This is a genomic window from Streptomyces natalensis ATCC 27448 (genome assembly GCF_000935125.1).
In the GTDB taxonomy this organism is placed as follows: domain Bacteria; phylum Actinomycetota; class Actinomycetes; order Streptomycetales; family Streptomycetaceae; genus Streptomyces; species Streptomyces natalensis.
In genome coordinates, this window is record NZ_JRKI01000003.1 from 45147 (window position 1) to 66545 (window position 21399).

The 21399-nt window shown below is 69.1% G+C and carries 14 protein-coding genes and 3 pseudogenes; 8 read left to right on the plus strand and 9 right to left on the minus strand.

Going from position 1 to position 21399, the window contains the following annotated elements; translation table 11 throughout:
- Window positions 1-4 precede the first annotated feature (4 nt).
- The 3 genes and pseudogenes from SNA_RS01200 to SNA_RS43575 form a co-directional block, all read right to left on the minus strand.
- The gene (locus SNA_RS01200; protein ID WP_051877416.1) at window positions 5-3799 is read right to left on the minus strand and encodes a DUF6531 domain-containing protein; all 3795 of its coding nucleotides are present in this window, start codon (window positions 3797-3799) and stop codon (window positions 5-7) included.
- A complete protein-coding gene (locus SNA_RS01205; protein ID WP_044362613.1) occupies window positions 3796-4527 on the minus strand; it encodes a WXG100-like domain-containing protein in 732 nt (243 codons plus the stop codon). Before SNA_RS01205 ends, SNA_RS01200 begins: the two co-directional genes overlap by 4 nt.
- A 559-nt stretch (window positions 4528-5086) precedes the next feature.
- Window positions 5087-5707: pseudogene (locus SNA_RS43575) on the minus strand (ATP-binding protein); the annotation flags it as partial.
- Between the two features lie 1211 nt (window positions 5708-6918).
- On the opposite strand from SNA_RS43575, the gene SNA_RS38125 reads away from it, so the two are divergent.
- Together SNA_RS38125 and SNA_RS01220 are read left to right on the plus strand one after the other, a co-directional pair.
- A complete protein-coding gene (locus SNA_RS38125) occupies window positions 6919-7482 on the plus strand; it encodes a hypothetical protein (RefSeq protein ID WP_157879850.1) in 564 nt (187 codons plus the stop codon).
- Window positions 7483-7536: 54 nt separating this feature from the next.
- Window positions 7537-7866 (plus strand): hypothetical protein, encoded by a 330-nt coding sequence (locus tag SNA_RS01220; protein WP_030068309.1) that lies wholly within the window; start codon window positions 7537-7539, stop codon window positions 7864-7866.
- On the opposite strand, the gene SNA_RS01225 is transcribed toward SNA_RS01220, so the two are convergent.
- Together SNA_RS01225 and SNA_RS01230 are read right to left on the minus strand one after the other, a co-directional pair.
- Entirely contained in the window at window positions 7863-9005 is a 1143-nt protein-coding gene (locus SNA_RS01225; RefSeq protein WP_037791879.1) for a sensor histidine kinase, read from the minus strand. The genes SNA_RS01220 and SNA_RS01225 overlap by 4 nt on opposite strands.
- 2 nt (window positions 9006-9007) lie before the next feature.
- Window positions 9008-9733, minus strand: a complete 726-nt coding sequence (locus tag SNA_RS01230; RefSeq protein ID WP_030068311.1) for a response regulator — start codon at window positions 9731-9733, stop codon at window positions 9008-9010.
- A 490-nt stretch (window positions 9734-10223) separates the two neighbouring features.
- Here SNA_RS01230 and SNA_RS01235 point away from each other — a divergent pair, with 490 nt between their 5' ends.
- The 5 genes and pseudogenes from SNA_RS01235 to SNA_RS45110 form a co-directional block, all read left to right on the plus strand.
- Window positions 10224-11834: a serine/threonine-protein kinase gene (locus SNA_RS01235; protein WP_030068312.1), complete on the plus strand. Its 1611-nt coding sequence runs from the start codon at window positions 10224-10226 to the stop codon at window positions 11832-11834.
- A 160-nt stretch (window positions 11835-11994) separates the two neighbouring features.
- A complete protein-coding gene (locus SNA_RS01240) occupies window positions 11995-13617 on the plus strand; it encodes a sensor histidine kinase (protein ID WP_241779510.1) in 1623 nt (540 codons plus the stop codon).
- Window positions 13618-13786: 169 nt separating this feature from the next.
- Window positions 13787-14218, plus strand: a pseudogene (locus SNA_RS01245) (response regulator); the annotation flags it as partial.
- A gap of 148 nt (window positions 14219-14366) precedes the next feature.
- A complete protein-coding gene (locus SNA_RS01250) occupies window positions 14367-15032 on the plus strand; it encodes a response regulator transcription factor (protein WP_030068314.1) in 666 nt (221 codons plus the stop codon).
- 32 nt (window positions 15033-15064) lie between these two features.
- Window positions 15065-16411: pseudogene (locus SNA_RS45110) on the plus strand (sensor histidine kinase); the annotation flags it as partial.
- Between the two features lie 15 nt (window positions 16412-16426).
- Here the strand turns inward: SNA_RS45110 and SNA_RS01260 are convergent.
- The 3 genes from SNA_RS01260 to SNA_RS01270 all read right to left on the minus strand — a co-directional run bounded on the left by SNA_RS01260 (window position 16427) and on the right by SNA_RS01270 (window position 19795).
- The gene (locus SNA_RS01260; protein ID WP_037791884.1) at window positions 16427-17308 is read right to left on the minus strand and encodes a COG4705 family protein; all 882 of its coding nucleotides are present in this window, start codon (window positions 17306-17308) and stop codon (window positions 16427-16429) included.
- Between the two features lie 173 nt (window positions 17309-17481).
- Window positions 17482-18321: a COG4705 family protein gene (locus SNA_RS01265; protein WP_030068316.1), complete on the minus strand. Its 840-nt coding sequence runs from the start codon at window positions 18319-18321 to the stop codon at window positions 17482-17484.
- 46 nt (window positions 18322-18367) lie between these two features.
- Window positions 18368-19795: an amidase gene (locus tag SNA_RS01270; RefSeq protein ID WP_044363069.1), complete on the minus strand. Its 1428-nt coding sequence runs from the start codon at window positions 19793-19795 to the stop codon at window positions 18368-18370.
- A 141-nt stretch (window positions 19796-19936) separates the two neighbouring features.
- Here SNA_RS01270 and SNA_RS01275 point away from each other — a divergent pair, with 141 nt between their 5' ends.
- Entirely contained in the window at window positions 19937-20584 is a 648-nt protein-coding gene (locus SNA_RS01275; RefSeq protein ID WP_030068318.1) for a TetR/AcrR family transcriptional regulator, read from the plus strand.
- Here the strand turns inward: SNA_RS01275 and SNA_RS01280 are convergent.
- Window positions 20581-21291 carry a DUF998 domain-containing protein gene (locus SNA_RS01280; protein ID WP_078969599.1) on the minus strand — a complete coding sequence of 237 codons (711 nt, stop codon included), beginning with the start codon at window positions 21289-21291 and terminating at the stop codon, window positions 20581-20583. The genes SNA_RS01275 and SNA_RS01280 overlap by 4 nt on opposite strands.
- Between the last annotated feature and the right edge of the window lie 108 nt (window positions 21292-21399).

Genomic DNA, 21399 nt, shown 5'->3' on the forward strand with positions numbered 1-21399 from the left:
CAAGTCACCGATGCGGCATGGAAGGAATGACCCTCACACGCCCTGCATGCCTGAGTTGGTCGGAGTTGAGGATAAAGGGGCTTTCCACGCCCTCGTCTGCCAGGTGGTGCAGATAATTCTCCGGCGGAATGACGTCGCGTCGGATAACCGCCCGGGTCAGGGTATACGGTTGATAGCCGTCGTATTTTGCGAAATCGCGGTACGCACCTCGCGCGTAGGCTGCCGCTCCTTCCGGGGTTTCGGAGAAGTATTTGGATTCTTGGCCCATCCCGTTGCGGTAACGGCGGTTGGCTGGCCCCATGATGTCTCCCAACTCTCCTGGCAGGACAGCACGGTAAATGTACATCTCGCCGGGTTTGAGCCGATCGGAACACCCCTCTTCGGGCGCCAGCCCCAGAGGGTCGGCCCATGTCTGCGGGTTGGGGACGTAGGTGGCGGGGTTGGGTGCTGGCGTGAGACCCAAAGGATCCGTCGTGATGTAACGAGCTGTCTCTGGGTCGTAGTAGCGATGGAAGTTGTAGTGAAGCCCGGTTTCGGCGTCGAAGTACTGTCCGGGGAATCTCAGCGGCGTGTAGGCAGTGCTGCTACTCGTCCAAGTAGTGGTTCCCCACAATGTGCTGCGGGTTCGCCAGGCGATTTCACCTCGGAGATCCACCAGCTCGGTCGGCGTGCCGACCAGGTCGGTGACAATTGCGAAGAAACGCTGGTCGACGTCTTCTTGAGAGGCATTGGGCGCGGTGATGCGTTCGGTTTGTGTTAGAGGGCGTAGCCCGTCGTGGTCCCAGGTGAGTGTGACGGGGTACTTGTGCGTCGGCGAGGTGGTGGTCTGCTCGGCGAGGTTGGCGCCATCCCAGGTGAAAACGGTCTCCTCGGCTGTTTCGCCCGCAGCTGTCAAGCGGCGCTTGGCGATGCGCCTGCCGAGAGGATCGTAAACGTAGCGCCATCGCGTACCGTCGGGTGTGGTAACCGCGAAGAGGCGGTCTTCGCCGTCCCACTCGTAGCGCCAGGTATCGGGACGGCGGGATAGACGAGTCTTCTGCCTGAGAGTGATGCGTCCTTGTGCATCGTGCTCGTAGCGGACGTTGCCGGCTTGGCCGACCCTGGTGCCAGCGACGGTGCGCGGGCCGCGTGCCTCCGCACCGGGGTGTTTGGCCGGCCAGTCGGCGCTGATTTGGTTTCCTGCCTCGTCGTAAGCGTACGACTCTGTCCAGTTGTGGGCGTGGACTCCTGTGACGCGGCCCACTTCATCGACGTCGAAGCGATGTGTGCCGCTCAGGCTGTCCTCAAGCGCGGTCAGATGGCCGTCGGGCCTGTAGGTGTAATGACGCTGCTGGAGCGTCAGCGAAGAGGTTTTCACCGTTTGGCTTATTAGGCGACCGGCGGGGCCCCAGGCGGAATCGAACGAGATGTCGTCTCCGAGGTGGCGGCCAATCTCATGACCGGCCGCATCGTGCCGGAAGGTCATATCCCGGCCGGAGGCGGTCAGCTGGATTGGGTTACCCACGGCGTCGTACCGCCAGTGCGACTCTGTCCCCATGGGCGTACGTCGGGAAGTGCGATGTCCCAGGATGTCGTAGGTGTGCGCAAGGGTACGGCCGTTGGTGGTCTCGGATACGACGCGCCCCATCACGTCGCGCTCCAGTGTCATCGTGGCGTCAGGCGAGACTGCGTGTACTAGGTGTCCGGCTGAGTCGTACGCAAAGGTAGTGCGCACGCCATTGAGCGCCTTTTCGGTGACCTGTCCCAGCACGTCGTGACCATAGGTAATGGTTTGACCGAGTGCATTGGTGCGGCTGGACAATTGCCCGGCGGCGTCATAAGAGTAAGTAATGGTGCTGCCGTCGAAGTCGGTCTCCGATATCAGCCGACCAACCGGGTCATATGTGTACGTCCACGTGAAGCCTTGAGCATTGGTTACCTTGACAAGCTGGAGTTCGGCGTCGTACGAGTACGTGATCCGCGCTCCGTCAGGACTGGTTTTGGTTGCCAGCTTGTCGAAGTGTGTATACGTGTACTGAGTAACACCGCCGATGGCATCAACGTGTGATGTGCAGTTGCCTTCGGCATCGTAGGCCCACGACTCGCGTGCGCCGTCCGGCTTGATCCGGGCCGCAAGCTTGCCTTCTACGGTCCATACAAGTTGTGTGGTGGCCCCGAGAGGATCGATGACAGCCGTGATGCGGCCGAATGAATCGCGCTCGTATCGGGTGGTCGCACCTTGCGGGTTCGTTTCGACGACAGGAAGGCCCGCGCGATTGCATTCTATTCGGGTGACATTTCCCAGCGCGTCGGTGACTGCGGAAAGGTTTCCGCGACCGTCGTAAGTGTACTGGGTGCTTGCTCCGCTGGGATCGGTAACGGAGGTGCGGTTGCCGTGCTCGTCGTAGCTGTAACGCCATGTACCACCGTTGGGACCCACAATCTGAACCGGCAGATTGAGATCGTTGTACGCCACGGTTGCTGTGCAACCATCGGGGCGCGTCGCCGATGCGGTGTTCCCTGCCTCATCGTAGGTAAAGCTAGTCGTTCGCCCAAGCGGGTCGGTCGTGCTCAGCAAGCGATTATAGCGGTCGCGTTCGGTGCGTGTGACACCACCGGCGGCGTCGATCTCTGCGACTACCTGGTTCGCGCGGTTGATATGGAATTGCTGAATGTGGCCAGATCCGCTGGTCGTTGTGGTGACCCTCAGCCCTGTCGCCTCATCGGGCTCACCGTAGTCGATGCGCAGGCTCATGTGCCCGGCTTCGCCGCTCTCTGCGACGCATCGGTCCTGATCGTCGTAAGTGTAGTGGTAGCTGCTGTTGTTGCTATCAGTCCAGGATTCGACTCTGTTGAGTTGGTCATAGCTGAACTGCAAGGGTGACCCTGACGAATTGGCAACCGCGGTGAGATTGCCATTCTCGTATCCGTAAGTGGCGAGAAGCTGGTCACCCTCCTCTGGGGAAGCTCCCGCAAGATAGAGGCCACTTATCCGGCCTCCTTCCGTTGCGATCTTCAGGTGGCAACCGGCGCCGTGCTGGATATCCGTAGGAGTGCCGTCAGCGGCATACCCGAAGACAAGGAAGTTCCCGTTACGGTCGGAGATCTCATCCAACAAGGCCACGGATTCGCTGTGACCGCTGAAGCACCATGTGATTCCGCTGGCTGGATCGCTAATGACGTAGCCGTCATCATCCGTGCGCTCCAGGGGCCAGCGCGGCCCCTCAGAGGGCAGCACCGAGGTGCCGTCTTGTGGGTGGGGATAGGCCAACAGCAGGCCGTCCTCATGGACGAAGATAAGGCCCTGCGGGTCGATTTCCAGACGCTGGTCTGCCGTGCTCGTCCACGAGGGCCCGAACCATTTGCCAGCGCGGTATCCGGACTCGACGCGCCGACGGAACACCAGTGGGAGTGCACCGGGCAGCTCTACGTCAGTCTGAGGCAGGTACATCTTCCCGGTCGCCAGGTCGATGGGGTCGGTGCCGTTGGAACAGACACTGTCCTGGGTCCGGCTGTTGCCATGAGGATCGCCGTCGGTTGCTTGACGAGCCGGCCCCTTGGACCCGCTGACGCCCTTCGCGCCTGGCCCCTTAGCACCGCTGTTGTTCGGCGCTTTGAGATCCTTCTTCCCGTCCTTGCCGAGGCCCTTGAAGTGGTCAGAAAGGCCCTTGTCGTTCTCCGCATGGTGGGTGGCGACCTTCTTCATCCGCTGGCCTGTCCCGTGGTACAGGCCCTCGACCGCCTTTCCCGCGTCCTTGCCGAGGGTCTTGCCCAGCTTCTCGGCCGCGTGCTCCAGCGCCTTGACGATCGGATTGCTCATTCGAAGCTCGCCCCCGCGGCCTTGGTCTGGAATTCGGCGGCGTGGCCGGCCACCGTCCGTGCATGTGCGTGCAGCTTCTCCGCGCGTGCTTGGAGCGCCTCCGGGTGGATGGAGAAGCTCTCCCCAGCACGGCCCCCGCCGCCTGCGGAGACGCCGAGGGCGGACTCCGCGGCCTGGAAGACCAGACCACCCACCGCCTTGCCCACCGTCTCTATGAGGGGATCGACGGCCGCCTCGATGACCTGGCCGATGATGTACTGCTCCAGCTGCTGGACCAGGTAGTCCATGAGCTTCTCGGCGGCCTCGATGACCAGCGCCTCGGCGGCTTCGGCGAGGCCGAGGGTGGCGACGGCCGCGGCCTGGTCGGCGACGAACGTGATGGCCAGAACGGTCAGTTCGGCAATCGCCTCCACCTTCATCGCCACGATCGTGTCCGCAGCGATGTCCAACGCATCGGCCACCACATGACAGGCGTTGACTAGCTCGGTCATATGGCTGTCGGACATCTGGCCCCATTTGGCCAGCAGCGCCTCGTATGACGCGCCCTGGTAGACGTCTTCGAGCTGCTTGATCGTGCTGGTGGATTCCCTGTGGGTGTCATCCACCTTCTGCGCGAAATCCCGTACATGGGACCCGAATTCGCGGACCTTGTCCTCGTTGATGTCCGGCCAGTTCACCCCGATGAACTGGAGGAACGACACCACTTGACCGGGCAGTTCGATCGCCATACTGCTCCCCCCTCGGCAACGCTCGCGACAGCCCATCAGACATTATTCAAGGGAACGTAAAGAAATCACAAATATATACCCCTCAAATGGTCATTAGTACGTCTAGTGGCGGGATCCCTGTTCGCTCTCACTGATCTCACGACGGTCCGCGCCACGGCTGCATCCCGTTGCCGACAACCGCGCAGCCGGCTCTTCGCAACACTCCGCACGTCCTCAGGGCGATGGCCAACCCGCGTGCCAGGACAAGTAGTTCTCGGGAAGTTGCCTTATACCCGTCGAGTCGATAGGTCACGTGAGCGAGAAGCTCGTACGCCATGCCGAGCTGCAAGCGCTCGATGTCATCAGCTATGCGCGAGACGTATTCCCCTCCATCGCCCAGGAAAGAGCAGGGCTTCCCGTCGATGCCCGCCCAGGACAACGGCCGGGCAGTGGCGGACCGCGACCCACTCACGCGACGACCTCCAGCCCGTCGATCCGCTCGTACGCGATGAGGTACGGGCGGACGAGGTCGGTGCCCTCGCCCTGGTGATGCTGCCAGCCGCACACTCCAGTAGTCATCCAAGGACAGCTCACACCAGACAGCCTTGCCACCGCCCGGTGTGCGGCTCGATCCCCAGGACGAGGAAATCGCGGCGATGACCAAGATGCCGCGGCTGGTCCCGGTGGCCGGCCCAGCCTGCCGCCGACTCGGCAGGTGGTCGTCCCCGTCCGTTGCCTTGACAATCAGCCGGCGGTCGGTGCGGCGCAGCCGGAGGCACATAGGCGGGGCTCCGTGCAGGAGAGCATTCGTCACTAGCTCGCTGGCAGCCAGGAGGCCGAAGTCACACGCATCAGCGGGAGGTGCCATGAAGGAGAGCACGCTCTGGGCGAAGCCCTGGCTCGTGGGGCGGTCCCATGTCACCGAGGAGTTCCAGCGCTGCGTCATGGAAGAGCTCGGCGTCCGTGCTGCTGCGGATGAGGGGCTGGAGGACCGTCACTGCGACGTCGTCGTGGTCGGCATCAGCACCCAGGCCCGTATGAGGCGGTCGTAGATGATGTCGGGGGTGCCCCGGTGCCAGCGAGGGCACGCTCCAGTGCAGCCACGCCTTCGACGATGTCCGACGGGCTCGGTGGCCCGGTGCACAGTGCCGTCGATGTCGCGAGCCAGGATCGGCAGGTGCCCTGTGGAGGCATAAGTGAGCGACAACGATCCATGGGCGGTGAATGAAGTGAGTCTCTTCCTCGCGCCCGGCGAATGGGACGTCAAGGGCGAACCGAACCCGGATTCGCCAGGCACATGGGCCCCGTCGTCCTCCTTACAAGGGGGCTTCGGGGAACTGAGCAGCAGGGGCCCTTCCGCCGCCCACTGATCGGCACCGTTATGGCCGGCCGCCCTCGGCGGACACGTGATCGCCTTCGCCACTGCATGGCCGCTTTTACCAAGAGCGAAGGCGTTAGCACTATCGCCCCGGAAGGCGCCGACAGCTCGTGGGCACAGCGCCACCAATGCGCCGCCAAAGCAACGCTGACCAGCAAATACCGACCCCAAGGTCTGGTCTCAGTTCTGGTCTCATTCACCCCCGTTCATGACCGTCCAGCACCCGCCCGACCCCTCACTCCGCCGCAGGTCAGAACGTTCCCGCACCCTCCCGAACCCCCAGACGAACATTTGGAAAGCGTGTTGGGGGCAACCCCTCACGAGTTCGAATCTCGTATCCTCCGCACTCGCCCAGTAGGGCAGACGCAGGGCCCGACCGGATACCGGTCGGGCCCTGCTTCGTAGTCCGGTCTCAGTTTTGATCTCAGCTGTTCCTGGCGGCGCGACGCGACCGCGGTGCCAAGTACTGGGCCACGCCACCCACGTTGACGATGTGGTCCGCGTCACGAACAGCCACAGGCGGCGCGGCGCGCCGGCCAAGCCGGCGGACCCCGACACGACTACGTCGAGATCACCGACCTCCCCGGAGGCGGCATGGCCGTGCGGGACTTGACGCTTTCTTCTGGATCAGGCCGAGACCGCCCCGCCACCGGCTCGCGCGCGGTGCGGCTCGGCCTGTCAGTGACGCCGGTGACGGTCCAGTGCCAATCCTTCCGTCCACAGGCCGTGGTTTCCGTCCCGTTCCGAGCATGCGGACCCGCGATTAGCCCCGGCCCCCGGCATCGGCGGGATCATCGCCGAGCAGGACGCGGCCGGGTGTCTGCCGGTACGCCCCCCAGGCAGTGGCCGAAAACCTCCGACCGGTGGGCTGATCACCGCTGGTCGGCGGATGTCGTCGTCCTGCCAAGCAGGGGCAGCATGACCGGCGCCGCTGAAAGAGCGCGCGACGAACGACGGCGCGCGCCCGATCGGGGCACGGAACGGGGCCGTTGACGTGTGGCCCCTCGACGGCCCCACTTCAAGGAGAAACGCACGTGAATCGTCAGGGCATTCGCATGGCCGCCGTCACGGTCGGCGCCGCCGTCTTCCTCGGGGTCACCGGGCCGATGGCGTCGGCCACCGAGGCAACCCACGCCCGGATCTCGGCCGAACACACCGCGGCGGTCCAGGTCGCGGACGCCACGGGGGCACCGCAGATCAAGGAGGACGGTCTTGACCAGCGGCTCGCCGCACTCCCGCACGACAGAACGGCCAAACAGGTTGTCGCCGCGATGTATCCGGACGATCCGGCGGCTCAGCGCGAGGCCCTGGCGCACCTCGGCGGCGCCCCTCAGGCAGCCAAGGGTGGGGACGGCCGGCTGATACAGGCGAAGGGCTTCTGGGGGGATGCCTGGAAGTACACCAAGTGCGTCGCGGCGGTTGGTGCCGCGTTCATCCCCGCGACCAAGGGCTACAAGGCGATCAAGGGCCTCGGTGGAGTAGCGCAGGCGGCGAAGCTCCTGGTCAAGGCTGGCAGCATGGCCGAGTTCAAGCAGGCCGCAGGGAACGCTGCTTTGGACATCCTGGGCATCTCGGCCATTGAGAGCAACTGTTTCTGAGCAAGATGCCCGTACATCCGGTACATGAAGAGCTGAGAGTGGCAAGGAGGCGCAATGTTCTCTTCGGGCAAGGCACAGCAGGAACCGGTGGTCGTCGTACGTGACAGCCGGGAGGTCCTGGCACGGCTGCGCCAGGCGCTGGAGTCCGCCGACCCGGCGGAGCGCTCAGGCATGGAACGTGCCCTGGAGATCGCGGAGGCCACCGCTGCCCTGGCTGATGAGCAGGTGCGCCGGGCCTGGGTGCGCGGCATCCTCGAGGCCGCGGGGGCCAATGTCGAGCGGGACCTGGAAGCTGCGGTGAAGTCGCTGCGGCAGGCTGTTCCCAGCCTGTCGCTCACGGCCGCCTACCAACTCGTCAAGGACGTCGCGGACCACGCGGCCTAAGGGGACAGCGGTACCACGAGGCGTACCGAGAATCCCCCGTCGCCGTCAGGACCTGCCGAGAGCGTTCCCCCGATCAGTGCGGAGCGTTCGCGCAGCCCGACGAGCCCGTGGCCGCCGCCGGGTAGCTCCAGCGGCGTGCCGGTCGGCCGGGCGTTCGACACGTTGACTCGGAGCGTGTCGGACGCCCTGTCCACCGTCACCGTCGTCGGAGCCCCGGGGGCGTGCTTGCGGACGTTGGTGAGAGCCTCCTGGACGGTGCGGAAGGCGGTGCGCTCCACGGCTTCGGGCAGCGAGCGGCCCGACAGGCCGCGAAGGTCAACGGTCGCCTCCACACCTGACTCGGCGACCAGGCGGGGGATGTCCCGCATGCGGGGCCGCGGCGCGAGCTCCGGTGGCCCGGCGTCCGAGGACCGCAGGAGAAGGATCATGGTGCGCAGCTCCTCCAGCGTCGCCACGGCAAGCTCCCGCAGGGTGCCCGCAGTGTGCCGGGTCCGGTCATCGACTGCGGTGACTTGGAGCGCGCCGGCCTGCACCGCGATCAGCCCGGCCTGGTGGGCGACCACGTCGTGCATCTCCCGCGCGAGCCGGGCCCGCTCCCGGGCGATGACGGACTCGGCGTACAGCCTTCGCTCCTCGTGCCGGACGGCGGCCAGCTCTGTCACGCGCGCCGACAGCTCCGCCCGTGTGAGCGCAAGCAACCCCAGGACCGTGGAACCCACGCCGAGCATCGCCGAGTAGATGAGATGCTCCGCAATGGCTTCCAGCGCCATGCCGGCGAGGGCACGAGGGGGCCAGGGCACGAAACTGCCGGCGACCACGGCCGTGCAAGCGGCCCATACCTGCCGGTCCGGCCCGCGCCGCCGGGCGAGCGTGGCCTGCGCGACCATGGCAGCGATCAAGGACGTACCCACGAACAGGCCCGGCAGCGTCAGCAGGAGCGTAAGTCGTGGGTGGCGTCGACGCAGCAGCAGGACAGCGGACGCGGCCAGCGACAGCACGGACGTGCAGTCCCACACCGTGGGAGGGCCCAGACACAGGCCCAGACAGGAGTCGGCGCCTGCGAGCGCGACCAGACCGGCATCAAGGAGTCCGCGCCGGACGCGGGCGGGAAGCCGGCGCCTGACGAGTGGGGCCCGCATGATCATCCGTACTTGCCCACGTCACCGAGGTCACCTACCAGGCCGGCCCGCTCAGCGAGCACGGCGGCCTGTACCCGGTTGGCCACATCGAGCTTGGTGAACACCGCGCTCAGATGGTCCTTCACCGTCGCCGCTGCGAGGTGCAAACGTGCGGCGATCTCCTGGTTGGTCATCCCTGAGCCCACGAAGCCGAGGATGTCCCGTTCCCGCGGGGAGAGCGTGTCGAGGACCAGGACTGCGTCCGTGGCCTCCAGGAGGGCGGCCCCAGAGGTGCCGTGCACAGCGTCCGCTGCGCGAGCGGCCGGGCCGCCGTCGGCATGACGCAGGCGTGCGACCACCGAAGCGGAGAGACATCCGGCGCCGGTCGCCACTGCCCTGACCGACCGTATGAGCTGGTCAGGGGCGGTGTCCTTGAGCAGGAACCCGCCCGCGCCGAGAGCCAGCGCCTCTCCAAGGTAGGCGTCCGTATCGAACGTGGTCAGCATCGCGACGTGCGGGGGAGACGGCCACTCCTGTAGCCGGCGCAGGATCGTCAGGCCGTCGACGTGCGGCATCGTGATGTCAAGCAGGACTACGTCAGGCCGGTGTTCTGTGATCGCGGTCAGTGCCGCCTCACCGGCAACGGCCGCCACCACGCACAGGTCCGGGGCGGTATTGAGGATCATGGTGAGCCCGGATCGGATCAGTTCCTCGTCATCGACGACGAGCACGCGTATGTCTTCTTGCATGTCTTTTGTCTTGTTGCGTGTCTTCTCGCGAGGGACACCGAAGATCATTTCTCACGGTTTGGGCGCCTCCGCGACGATACATGCCCGTAGTGACCGGTTCGGCTCGGCGTGTCAGACGAGGGATCGCCGGCTTGGGTTCCCAGATGTATGACGAGTCACGATGACCCCCGCGAGATCCCCCCGGCCGCGCCTACAAGAAGGTCGCTGGGCGCGGCGCGAAGCACCACTGGGGTCTGTCCCACACCCGACCCCTGAGCAGGCAGAACGGACCCGTCTTGGCCTCAGGCGCCTCGCCGCGACGTAGGTCACACCAGGAACGGCCTCCGTCTCGGCAACGTCATGTGGTGGGGGGCCACCATGACCTCGGCTACGCGGACGACGGCGAACTCGACGTTGTCACCGGCAGCGGATTCGGCTCGCTCGGCCGTCGGAAGAGGACAGCTATGGTGGCGATTCGACGTGAAAGGGACGAAGCCGACGGAGGCAGGGTGTGACGGACGAGGGGCGGCTCGTCGCCGGGCGCTACCGGCTCACCGAGCAGATCGGCCGTGGCGGCATGGGCACGGTATGGCGCGTGCAGGACGAAGTCCTGGGCCGTCAGGTCGCGCTCAAGCGGCTCCACGTGCAGCCGCACCTGGCCGACGGCGAGCTCGCCACGCTCTACGAGCGCATGCGCCGTGAAGCGCGCAGCGCCGCCCGCATCGTGCATCCCAATGTGGTCGTGGTCCATGACGTCGTGGACGACGACGGCCGGCCCTGCGTCGTCATGGAATACGTTCCGGCGGGAACGCTCGGCGATCTCCTCAAGCAGCACGGGAGCATTCCGCCCCGGGAGGCTGCCCGCATCGGCCTGGGCATGCTCGCCGCCCTGCGGGCCGCGCACGCGGCCGGCGTACTGCACCGCGACGTCAAGCCCGGCAACGTCATGCTCGGCGCCGAGGGCCGGGTGGTGCTCACCGACTTCGGCATCGCGATGACCGCCGACACCTCGACCCTGACCAAGACCGGCGAGATGGTCGGCTCCCTCCCCTACATGGCGCCGGAACGCGTACGCGGGCAGAAACCCGGACCGGCTTCGGACCTGTGGGCGCTGGGCGCCACGCTGTACCAGGCGGTGGAGGGCCGGACGCCGTTTCACCGGGACACTGCGATAGAGGCCGCGTATGCCATCGCCGTCGACCCCCTGGAGCCCATGAGACAGGCCGGGCCACTGGCACCGCTCATCGAAGCACTGCTGTCCAAGGAGCCGGACGAGCGGCCGTCGGCGGAGCAGACCGAGCGGGCCCTGCGAGCCGCGCGGGCCGAGCAGGCCGAGCAGGCCGAGCAGGCCACGCAGGCCACGCAGGCCAGTGGATCGACCGAACCGGCCGGACCGACGGTGGTCGTGCCTTCGGCTTCCGTTGCGGGCCCGTCCGCCGGGCAGGACGGGGAGGCCCCGGCCCGGCCCTCGGGCGGAGAGACGGTAACGGCCAAAGCCACCCGGGCCGGTGGCGGCCGGGCACGGCGCCGGGGCGGCAAGCGCCGCGTCCTCGTGACGACCACGGCCGCCGCGGCGGTAGCGGCAGCGGCCATCGCAGGCGCCCTCTACGCGACATCGGACCATGGCACCGGCGCCCGGAAGAGCCCCGGTGCCGGCACCTCCCCGTACACGCCACCGCCGGTACCCGAAGGCTTCCACGAGGTGAGCGACATCGGCGCCTCCTTCCCCGTGCCGGACGGCTGGAAGGCCATCAAACGGACGGGCGAATTCGTGACCTACGCCGATGCGTCCGGCCGGGTCGGCATCACGGTCAAGATGGTGGAACCCGCGGGTTCGAACCCCATGGCGCACTTCGCGGACATGGAGGCGAACACGAAGGCCAACTACGCCGTCTACCAGAGGCTGCGCATGCAGCAGACCACGTTCCGGGAACAGCCGGCCGTGGTGTGGGAGTTCACCTTCCAGGGGAAGTCGCGCAAGTACCGCGCCATCGAGCAGGGCTTCGGCCGTGCGGGCGGCCGGGAGTACGACATCTACCTCTCGGCACCGGACGCGCAGTGGGACACCTACCGCCCCCTCTTCGACACGTGCACGGACGGATTCACGACGTCCCGGAAGTAGCGCGCGGCCGCCGATGCCGGTGACCGCCAGGTCCCGGGTGAGCTTGCGGCCACTCCCAGCCGTCCCGGCACCGGGCGCAGCCGTACGGGCAACTTTCGTCGTCGGCCGTTGCGACCAATGGCGAGTGCGGTGTCCGGGTGCGGCTGCCTAACGTGGCCGCGTGACGCGTGTGGAACGTACGGATTCTTCGGCAGCGGCTCGCCGGGCACTGGCAGCGGCGCTGCGCTCGGCGCCGCGGCGGCTGACCGATCCCGGCAGGGCGCTCTTCGCCCCGGGGATGTGGACCCCCGGGCGCATCGTGGGCGAAACGCTGCTGAGCGTCGTGCTCGGGCTGCTGGCGGCGGCTTCCGAGATCCTGGCGGGGGCGGGGGTGTCCGGCGCCGGGATCGTACGGGTCGTCGCCGTGGCTCTGGCCGCTGCGCTGCTGTCGCTCCTGCGCCGGGTCCTCCCCGCAACCGTGCTGCTGATCACTGCTGCCGGCATGGCCGAGTTCGACGGCCTCAGCCTGCTGGTCGTGGTCGCCGCCTGGTCGGCCGGGCGGCGGATCGACGGAATCGGCAAGGCGGCCGGCACCTTCGCCGCCGCATACGTCCTCAGCCTCGGCCTGAACATCCTGAAGGGTCCGTTCTCGGTCATCACGGCCCTTGCCGTCGCCGTCCCGATGCTGCTGGTCATGATCGTCGTACCCGGTCTCATCAGCCGCTACTGGTGGCAGCGCCGCACGCTGACGGACACGCTGCGGGAGTACAACGCCCAACTGCTCCGCGAACGCGCGATGATCGCCGGTCAGGCCCGGATGCGGGAGCGCCAGCGCATCGCGCAGGACATGCACGACAGCCTCGGTCATCAGCTCACCCTCATCTCCGTGCACACCGGAGCGCTGGAGGTGGACCGGGAACTGACCGGACGACAGCGGGAAGCCGTCGGCGTACTGCGCGAGGCGTCGGTGGCCGCGATGCACGAGCTGCGCGAGGTGGTGGGGCTGCTGCGGGACGGCACCGAGAATCCGGGCCAGCGCTCCGCCTCGCCTGCCGTTCGGGCCACGGGAGAAGAGGACGGCACGGTGCCGTCGCGCGGGGTGGCCGGCATCGAGAGCCTGGTGGCGGCGTCCCGGAGCGCGGGTACCGCCGTGGAGCTGCGGCGCTCCGGCGAAGCGCGCCCGCTCACCCCGACCGCCGATCACGCGGCATACCGCATCGCGCAGGAGGGCCTGACCAACGCCCACAAGCATGCGCCGGGCGCCTCGATCACCATCGAGCTGCGGTACGAGCCGGACGCGCTGGTCGTGGAGGTCGCCAACGGCTCCGTTCCCGAGACGACGGCCACCGGGCGGAGCGTGGTGAGCGGCGGTCAGGGGCTGACCGGGCTCGGGGAACGGACCCGGCTCATCGGGGGCATGGTGCACGCGGGGCCGACGGCGGACGGCGGCTTCCGGCTGGCGGGCGTGCTGCCCTACGCCTCGCCGGACGGCACTGCCCCGGGCCTCTCACGGGGAGACGGTGCGACGACGTTCGTCGGTCCCACCGGCGACCTTCGGGAGCAGATCCCGGACGGCTCCCTGGACGAGGGTGTTCCGGTCATCGACGGGAACGGTCTTCCGAAGGAGCTGGCCAGGGCAATGAGCAGGAACACGAGACGAAGCGGCATCGCCATCGGCTGTGGGATCGCGGCACTGATCCTCGTACTGCTGGCGGTCTTGGGGATCGTCGCCGCGCTCTTCCTGGTGGGCGAGAGCGACAAGGCCATGGCCCCGCGCCCGACGACGCCCAGTGCCTCACGCTGAGGTCCACCGAGACCGGCAGCAGTGCAGTCGGAGCAAGGAGCCGGTTTTCCGGTGCTGCTTCCACGACGGCAGGCTGATCGAGAGGAAGTCCTTCGAGACAAGGAGCTGAGGGGGATGATGTCGGGACGGCCGCGCGGGCCGCTCGGACTCGGAACAGCGCAGGAGAGTCGTGATCAGGGTTCTCGTCACGGATGACGAGCCGCTCATTCGGGCCGGCATCAGGATGATCCTCACCTCGGCCGACGACATCGACGTGGTCGCGGAGGCCGGCAACGGCCGCGAGGCGGTGGAGCTGGCTCGTGCCCAACGGGTGGATGTGGCGCTGCTCGGCATCCAGATGCCGGTCATGGACGGGCTCACGGCCCTGGCCGAGCTGCGCCGGGCCGTCCCGGACACCCGCCTACTGATCCTCACCACCTTTGGCGCGCAGCAGAACGTGCTGCGCGCCCTGGCCGAAGGCAGCGCGGGCTTCCTGCTCAAGGACTCGGCACCCGCGGAACTCATCCGCGCGGTGCGCGCGGCGGCGGCCGGGGAGGCGTATCTGTCACCGGGCGCCACCCGCCACGTCGTGGACTCGCTGGCGTCCGGCCGAACTGCCCGCGCCGCTTCGTCGTCTACAGTGCCGTAGACCGTCCACATGTCCGTAGTCGCTCGACGTCGTCCGTGCTCGGCTGCGCCTGTTCCGCCCGCGGGCAGGTGGGCACGGAATCCCCGGTGCAGGGCACTGCCCGGTCTGTGAGGTGACACCGTTGCGTCCCACCACCATCCTGGTCGTCGAGGACGACCACGCCCTGCGGGACGTGCTGGTGCGCGGTCTGCGGGACGAGGGGTTCGGGACGGCGGCCGCGCGGGACGGGGCCACCGCGCTTCGGCTCGCCGGGGACTCCGTCGACGCGGTGGTGCTCGATGTCGGGCTGCCGGACGCGGACGGGCGGGATGTCTGTCAGGCGATGCGGGCGCAGGGGTTTCTGCGCCCGGTGGTCTTCCTGACCGCGCACCATGGGCTCGCCGACCGCCTGAGCGGCTTTTCCGCCGGGGGCGACGACTATCTCCCCAAGCCGTTCCATCTCGCCGAGCTCACCGCCCGGCTGCGCGCCGCGCTCAAGCGGTCCGGGGCCGCCACCGCGGCGCCCGCCGGTGACCTGGTCCTGGACCCGGGGCAGCACAGCCTGTGCGTACGGGACGTCGAGGTGGCGCTGACGCCCACCGAGTTCCGGCTGCTGGCCGCGCTGATGGCCGGGCTGGGGACGGTGGTGCGCCGGCGGGAGCTGGTCAGGGCGGGCTGGCCGGAGGGGGCGCAGGTCAGCGAGAACACGCTCGACCAGTATCTGAGCCGGCTGCGGCGCAAGATCCGGGAGGCGGGCAGCGATCTGACGATCAGCACCGCCCGGGGGATCGGGCACCGGCTGTCATGAATCGGACAGCGGCTGCTCGGACACCGACTGCCATGAAGGGCGGCCCGGCCTCCCGCTACCTCCCCCGCACCCTGCGAGGACGCCTCTCGCTGGTGGCGCTCGCGACCGCCGCGCTGGTGATGGTGGTGCTGACGGTGGTGTTCAACGCGGTCGTCCGCCACCACCTTCAGCAGCAGGCGGACGACGAGCTGCGTACCCGGGCCGCCGCGGCGGCCGCGACCGTCGACAGCCGCCATGATCCGGTACGGGTGCTGGAGACGCCGGACGATGAGGTGCTCGACGCCAATGTGTGGATCTACGCGGGCCCCAGGCTTCTTGAGCACCCCGCCTCCGCACCGGCCGGCGCCACGGTCACCCGGGCCGCCGCGGGCCTGGCCGCACGGGGCGAGGCGCGGTGCACCGTCCTGGAGGCCGGCAGCCCCATACGTCTGTGCGCCAAACCCGTGGGCACGCCCCGGCGGGGTGCCCGGCCCGCCGCGGCCGTCGTCACCGCCATGGACCTCGCCCCCTACCGCGCCTCGGCCGACACCCTGCTGATCGCCTCGCTCGCCCTGGACGGCACCGTCCTGGCATGCACCTATGTCCTGACCCGGCTGGCGGTGGGACGTGCCCTGCGCCCGGTGCGGGAGATGACCGACCGAGCCACCCAGTGGAGCGTGGTCGCCTCCGACCAGCGTTTCGGCGGCACGGGCCGGCCCGTCGAGCTGGCCCGGCTCGGGTCGTCCCTGGACGAGCTCCTGGACCGTATCCGCGCCGTGCTGCGCCATGAACAGCAGCTCACCCGGGAACTCTCCCACGAGCTGCGCAATCCCCTGGCGCGGATCACCGCGGAGCTCGACTGGTGGCAGGCGCGCCCCCGGTCCGCCGCCGAGACCCACACCACTCATGCGGCGATCGCCGACGCCGCCGACTCGATGCGGACGCTCTGCGAGACCCTCCTCGACGAGGCCCGCGCCGACGCGGGGACGGTTCCCGGTACGGCCGAGGTCATGGCCGAACTGCGGCGGCTCGCGGACCGGCTCGGCGCGCCCGGGAAGCCCGCCGTCACGGTCACCGGGCCCACGACGCTGGTGGCCGGGGTGCCCGCCGCGCTGCTGGAACGCATCGTCAGCCCGCTCGTCGACAATGCGCTGCGCTACGCCCGCACCCATGTCGGCGTCCGGGTCGCGCGGGAGCCCGAGGGCATCCGGGTGGTGGTCGCCGACGACGGGCCCGGCGTCCCGGCCGCCTTCCGCGCGGACCTGTTCCAGCCGGGCAGGCGCGCCGACCCCGGGGACGGACACGGCGGAGCGGGCCTGGGGCTGCCGCTCGCGCGACGCCTGGCCCACTCCGCCGGTGGTGAGGTCGCCTTCGACACCGGGCACACGCCCGGTGTCCGGCGCCCTCGGCGGGGTTCAGGAAGAAACCCCCGCCAGTGCCTCGTCCCTGGGCGCGGCGTTCCTGCGCTCCTGCACCTGTGCGTAGCCGACGAGGCCGATCAGGACGGTGAGGAGGACGGCCGACGAGCCCGCCGTTCCGAGGTCCAGGCCGCCCTTGGCGAGGGGCTTGGTGAGGAAGTCGCCGGCGGTGGCGCCGAGCGGGCGGGTGAGCACGAAGGCGATCCAGAACAGCAGGACGTTCGGCACGGCGGGCACCCGCATGAGGACGACGAGTACGGCGAGCCCGCCCGCGACGAGCAGGGCCCCGCCCGCGTAACCGAGGCCGGAGCTGTCGGACAGGAAGTCGCCCGCCGAGGTGCCGAGGGTGTTCGAGACGAGGATCGCCGCCCAGAAGAGGGCCTCGGCGCGGAAGGTGACGATGTCGCGGATGGAGAACGTCAGTCCGGTGCTCTTCCAGACGAGGAAGATGGCGATCAGCAGCGAGATCAGGATCGCGGCGCCGGCGGGGTACCCCAGGCCCAGGCCCTGCGGCCCCCAGCCCAGCGAAGTGGCCCCGCCGGTGAGGAACTTGGCGCTCGCGTCCCGGTTCATGAAGTCGGACATCGTGGTCCCGGCCATGCTGGTGGACAGGATGACGGTCCAGTAGAAGAACGGGTTGTAGCGCCGGGAGCGGAGCTGGACGACCAGCGTGACCACGAAGATCAGGAACAGCGCGATCGTGGTCAGGAAGTATCCGAGCTTGAGGGTCTGGGCGAAGAGGTCACCGGCGGTCTCGCCGAGGGTCGTGGCGGCGATCTTCATGATCCAGAAGGCCAGGGTCACCTCCGGCAGCTTCTTGCGCACCCAGGGGTTGGGGTCGGCGACATCCGAATCGGTCAGGAGTTCGGGCGTTTGCAATGTCAATCCTTTTCGGCGGACCGCCGGCCCGTTCCCCCGGGGCGGGCGGTCATATGCCTGACGAAATGGCGGACTTCGGCCTCACGCGGGCGCAAGGTATCACCGCGCGCCCGCGTGAGGCCGCACGCTGTCCGACCGTGCCAACCTTTCCCTGAACGGATCCTGAATGCCCTTCAGGCGTGCTTGGGGAGCCTCTCCGGCTCGCTCACATCCCGCCGGGTCACCGTCAGGAAAACCACCATGCCCAGAATGACCGCCAGGAACAGCACACTGGTGATCACGGTGCCCAGACCGAGCCCACCGTCGCCGGTCGGCTGGGACAGGTAGTCGCCGATCGACGCGCCCAGCGGCCGGGTCAGGATGTACGCGATCCAGAAGCTCCACACGGCGTCCAGGCCGAGCGCGAAGTGCGCCACCGCGACCGCGGCGATCGCGAGGGCGAACAGGCCGGCGGAGATCCAGTACCCGAGGTCCATGCGCTCGGCGACCAGGTCACCGGCGGCGGTCCCCAGCGCGAAGGTGAACAGCACGGCCAGCCAGTAGAAGGATTCGCGGCGCGTGGTGTCGACATGGTGGATGGACAGCGTCCGCTCGCTGCGGTACCAGGCGACGAACACCACCAGGAGGGCGATCGCGAAGGCAACGGTGCTGGCCTCCAGCGGTACGCCCAGGTTGTCGGTGAGGTTGTCGCTGATCAGCGTGCCCACGACGCTGATCAGCGCCACGGCGAGCCAGTAGACACCGGGACGGTAGACGGCGGTGCGGAACTGGGCCACCAGCACCGCGGCGAGCAGCACGCTCATCAGCAGTGACACGCCGGTCAGGCCCATGCCCAGCTTCTCGTTCAGCAGGTCCGCGGCGGTCTCGCCGACGGTGGTGCACAGGACCTTGATCACCCAGAAGTACACGGTGACTTCGGGGACCTTGTTCCAGCGGAGACGGTAACGGGTGGCGGCGGGGTCGGTGCCGAACGGCTCCTGCGCCTCGACGGCCCCGGGGATATCAGCAGTCATGGTGCCCGACCGTGCCACCCGCCACCTGAACGCATCCTGAGCGCGGCTACCCGAGCCGGTGCGGGCGCGGGTCGAGCGGGGCGAGGACGCCGAGGCGCTCCTCGATGCGCTGTGCCGCGTCCAGGCACAGGTCCTCGCGGTACATCCCCGCCACGACCTGGACGCCCTGCGGCAGCCCGGCCGCCAGCCCCGTGGGCACGGCCACGGCCGGTACCCCCACATACGTCGTCGCGGTCAGCAGCCGCATCGGCGTCATCATCGCGTCGTGCTCCTCCGCGGTCCGCGGCACCACGGGCTCCGGTACCGGCTGTGTGGACACCGGGCCGAGCAGCAGCGGACAGCGCGCGAAGAAGCGGGCCCAGGCGCGCTGGACGCCGAGGCGTACACCGGTCTGCCGCACGTACTCCTCCAGGCCGACGGCCGGATGGCGCCGGGTGTCCAGCTCGATGTGGCGGGCGCTGTCGTCGGTGAGCAGCCGCCGGAGCATGGGCCAGGCCAGCGAGAACTCGGTCCGCAGGAGTGCGCCGTAGCCGTCGAGGGCGTCCTGCATCCGCGGCACCTCCACCTCCTCGACGGGGTGCCCGGCGTCCTCCAGGGCGGCGGCCGCCGCCTCGATCGCGGTGCGTACGTCCGGATGGACGTCGCCCCGGCCGCCGGGGTCGGTCACCACGCCCACCCGGACCGGCGCCTCCGGCCGCGGCCCGTACAGCGGCGCCGGGACCGCCCGCGGGTCCTGCGGGTCGGTGCCCGCCAGCACCTCGTATGCCGCCCGCAGGTCCGCCACCGACCGGGCCAGCGGTCCGTCCACGGGGAAGAGCTGATGGCCCAGGACCGGCTCCTGGTCGGTCATCCGGTGGTCGGCCGGGAACCGCCCGTAGCTCGGCTTCAGCCCTGCGACGCCGTTGAAGGTCGCCGGGTTGCGGATCGACCCGCCGGAGTCGTTGCCCAGGCCCAGCGCCGCCATGCCGGTCGCCACCGCGACCGCATCGCCGCCGCTGGTGCCGCCGGGAGTGCGCTGTGGGTCCCACGGGTTGACGGTGTCCCCGAACAGCTGGCTGACGGTGTGCACACCGGCGATCGCCAGGTCGGGCATGTTGGTGCGGCCGATCGGTATCGCCCCGGCCGCGCGCAGCCGCCGCACCGGGGGCGCGTCCGCCTTCGCCACCCAGTCGCGGAAGTACGGCACGCCGTGCGTGGTCGCCGAGCCGGCGACGTGGATGTTCTCCTTCACCGTGAAGGGCACCCCGGCCAGCGGGCCCAGCCGCTCGCCGGCGGCCCGGCGCCGGTCGGTCTCCCGCGCCGCCTGCCGGGCGCCGTCCTCCAGCAGCCGGGTCACCGCGTTCACGCGCGGGTTGACCGCGGCGATCCGCTCCAGGTGCGCCTCTACGGCCTGGGCCGCGGACACCTCGCCGGATGCCACCAGCTTCGCCAGCGCCGACGCCTCCAGCGCCCAGAGTTCGCTCGTCGTCCCCATCGGGCCCTCCCTTTCGTTTCCGGCCGTGCCGACCGCGCCCACCGTGCGGGCCGTGCCGACCGTTCCTGGCAATCAAGATACAGATCTGTATCTGAATACAGGAGCGAATATTCCGGCCGTGGTGCGCCGTAGGATGCCGCCGTGACACCCGAACGCAAGCGCCTGACCCGTGAAGAGAGCCGGCAGCAGACCCGCGGACGCCTGCTGGCCGCCGCCGCCGAGCTGTTCACCGAACGCGGTGTCAACGGCACCTCCGTCGAGCAGATCGCCGAACGCGCCGGATACACCCGCGGCGCGTTCTACGGGAACTTCGAGGACAAGAACGCCCTCGTCGCCGAGCTGCTCCAGCACCGCACCCGCAGCGAACTGGAGGAGGTCCGCGCCCTCACCCAGGACGCCGCCTCCTTCGACGACGCCCTCGGCGCGCTCCGGGCCTGGAACCGCGACCGCGCCCGGCATCTGCCCGAATGGCTCGCCCTGCGCATGGAGCTCGTCCTGCACGCGCTGCGCAACGAGGAGCTGCGCCCGCTGCTCGCCGAACGGGAACTCCTGGCCCGCGAGGCCCACGCCTCCGGCCTGGAGCAGGCGTTCGCCGCCCGCGGCGTCCAGGCGCCCGCGGACCCCGCGTTCCTCGGCCTGATCGTCCACGCCCTGGAGGACGGCCTGCTCATCCAGCGCCTGCTGACCCCCGGCGGCATCCCGGACGACGTCGTCGTCGACGCCTTCGATCTGCTCCTGCGCTCCTGGACGGCGCTCGCGCAGCGTCCGGACGGGGAGGGTGACGGCTAGGGCGTGTCCGCCCGCCGACGGCGCAGGACGGTGACGGCCGCGACCAGCACCCATGCGTCCGTGCCGAAGGCGGCGAGGCGTTCCAGGGTGCCCATGCCCAGGCCGGGGTCGTGCCGGGTGAGGAACAGGGCGGCGGCGGTCAGGGCGAGGAGGGCGAGGGCGAAGGTCACGGGCCGGATGGCGGCGAGGAGGGCGCCGCGGGGGAGGAAGGCGGCGCACAGCAGGGCGGTATTTCCCACGCCCATGATGCCCAGGGCGCCCAGGACGTGGAGGTTCTCGTCGACGTCGGCCGGGACGAAGCCCACCAGGACCCAGGCCGCGGCGTTGACCAGGAAGAGGAGCCGGGTGGTCAGCGCGCGGGCGCCGCGGCCCCAGCAGGCGCGGCCGGTCAGCAGGACGCCGGCCAGGAGGAGGGCGCCGTGGGCGGCGAAGGAGGCGTTCATCAGGTCGTGCAGGGGGGAGCAGACATAGCGCGGGCGCGAGGCGTCCCAGGTCCGGCAGTGGACGTTGCCCAGATCGCTGATGTTGTTGCGCACCCAGCTGTACGGGGTGCGCCAGGCGGCTCCCACGGCCAGTTGCACGGCCAGGAACGGGACGACGGCGAGGATCCATGCGGTGGCGCCGAGGCGGCCGCGAGGATCTCCGGCGCGCGTTTCGGGCCTGCCGTCCGGATGTGGTGCGGGCTGGGTGGTGAGCTGGGCGTGCATCGGCGGCGTCCCCCTGGGTTCCGGCTGCGGTAGGGACACCGTCGCAGTCGGCGGGGTGCGGGCACATCGCTGCCGAGGGGGAACCGGGCTCCCCCTTCGGCGGGACGA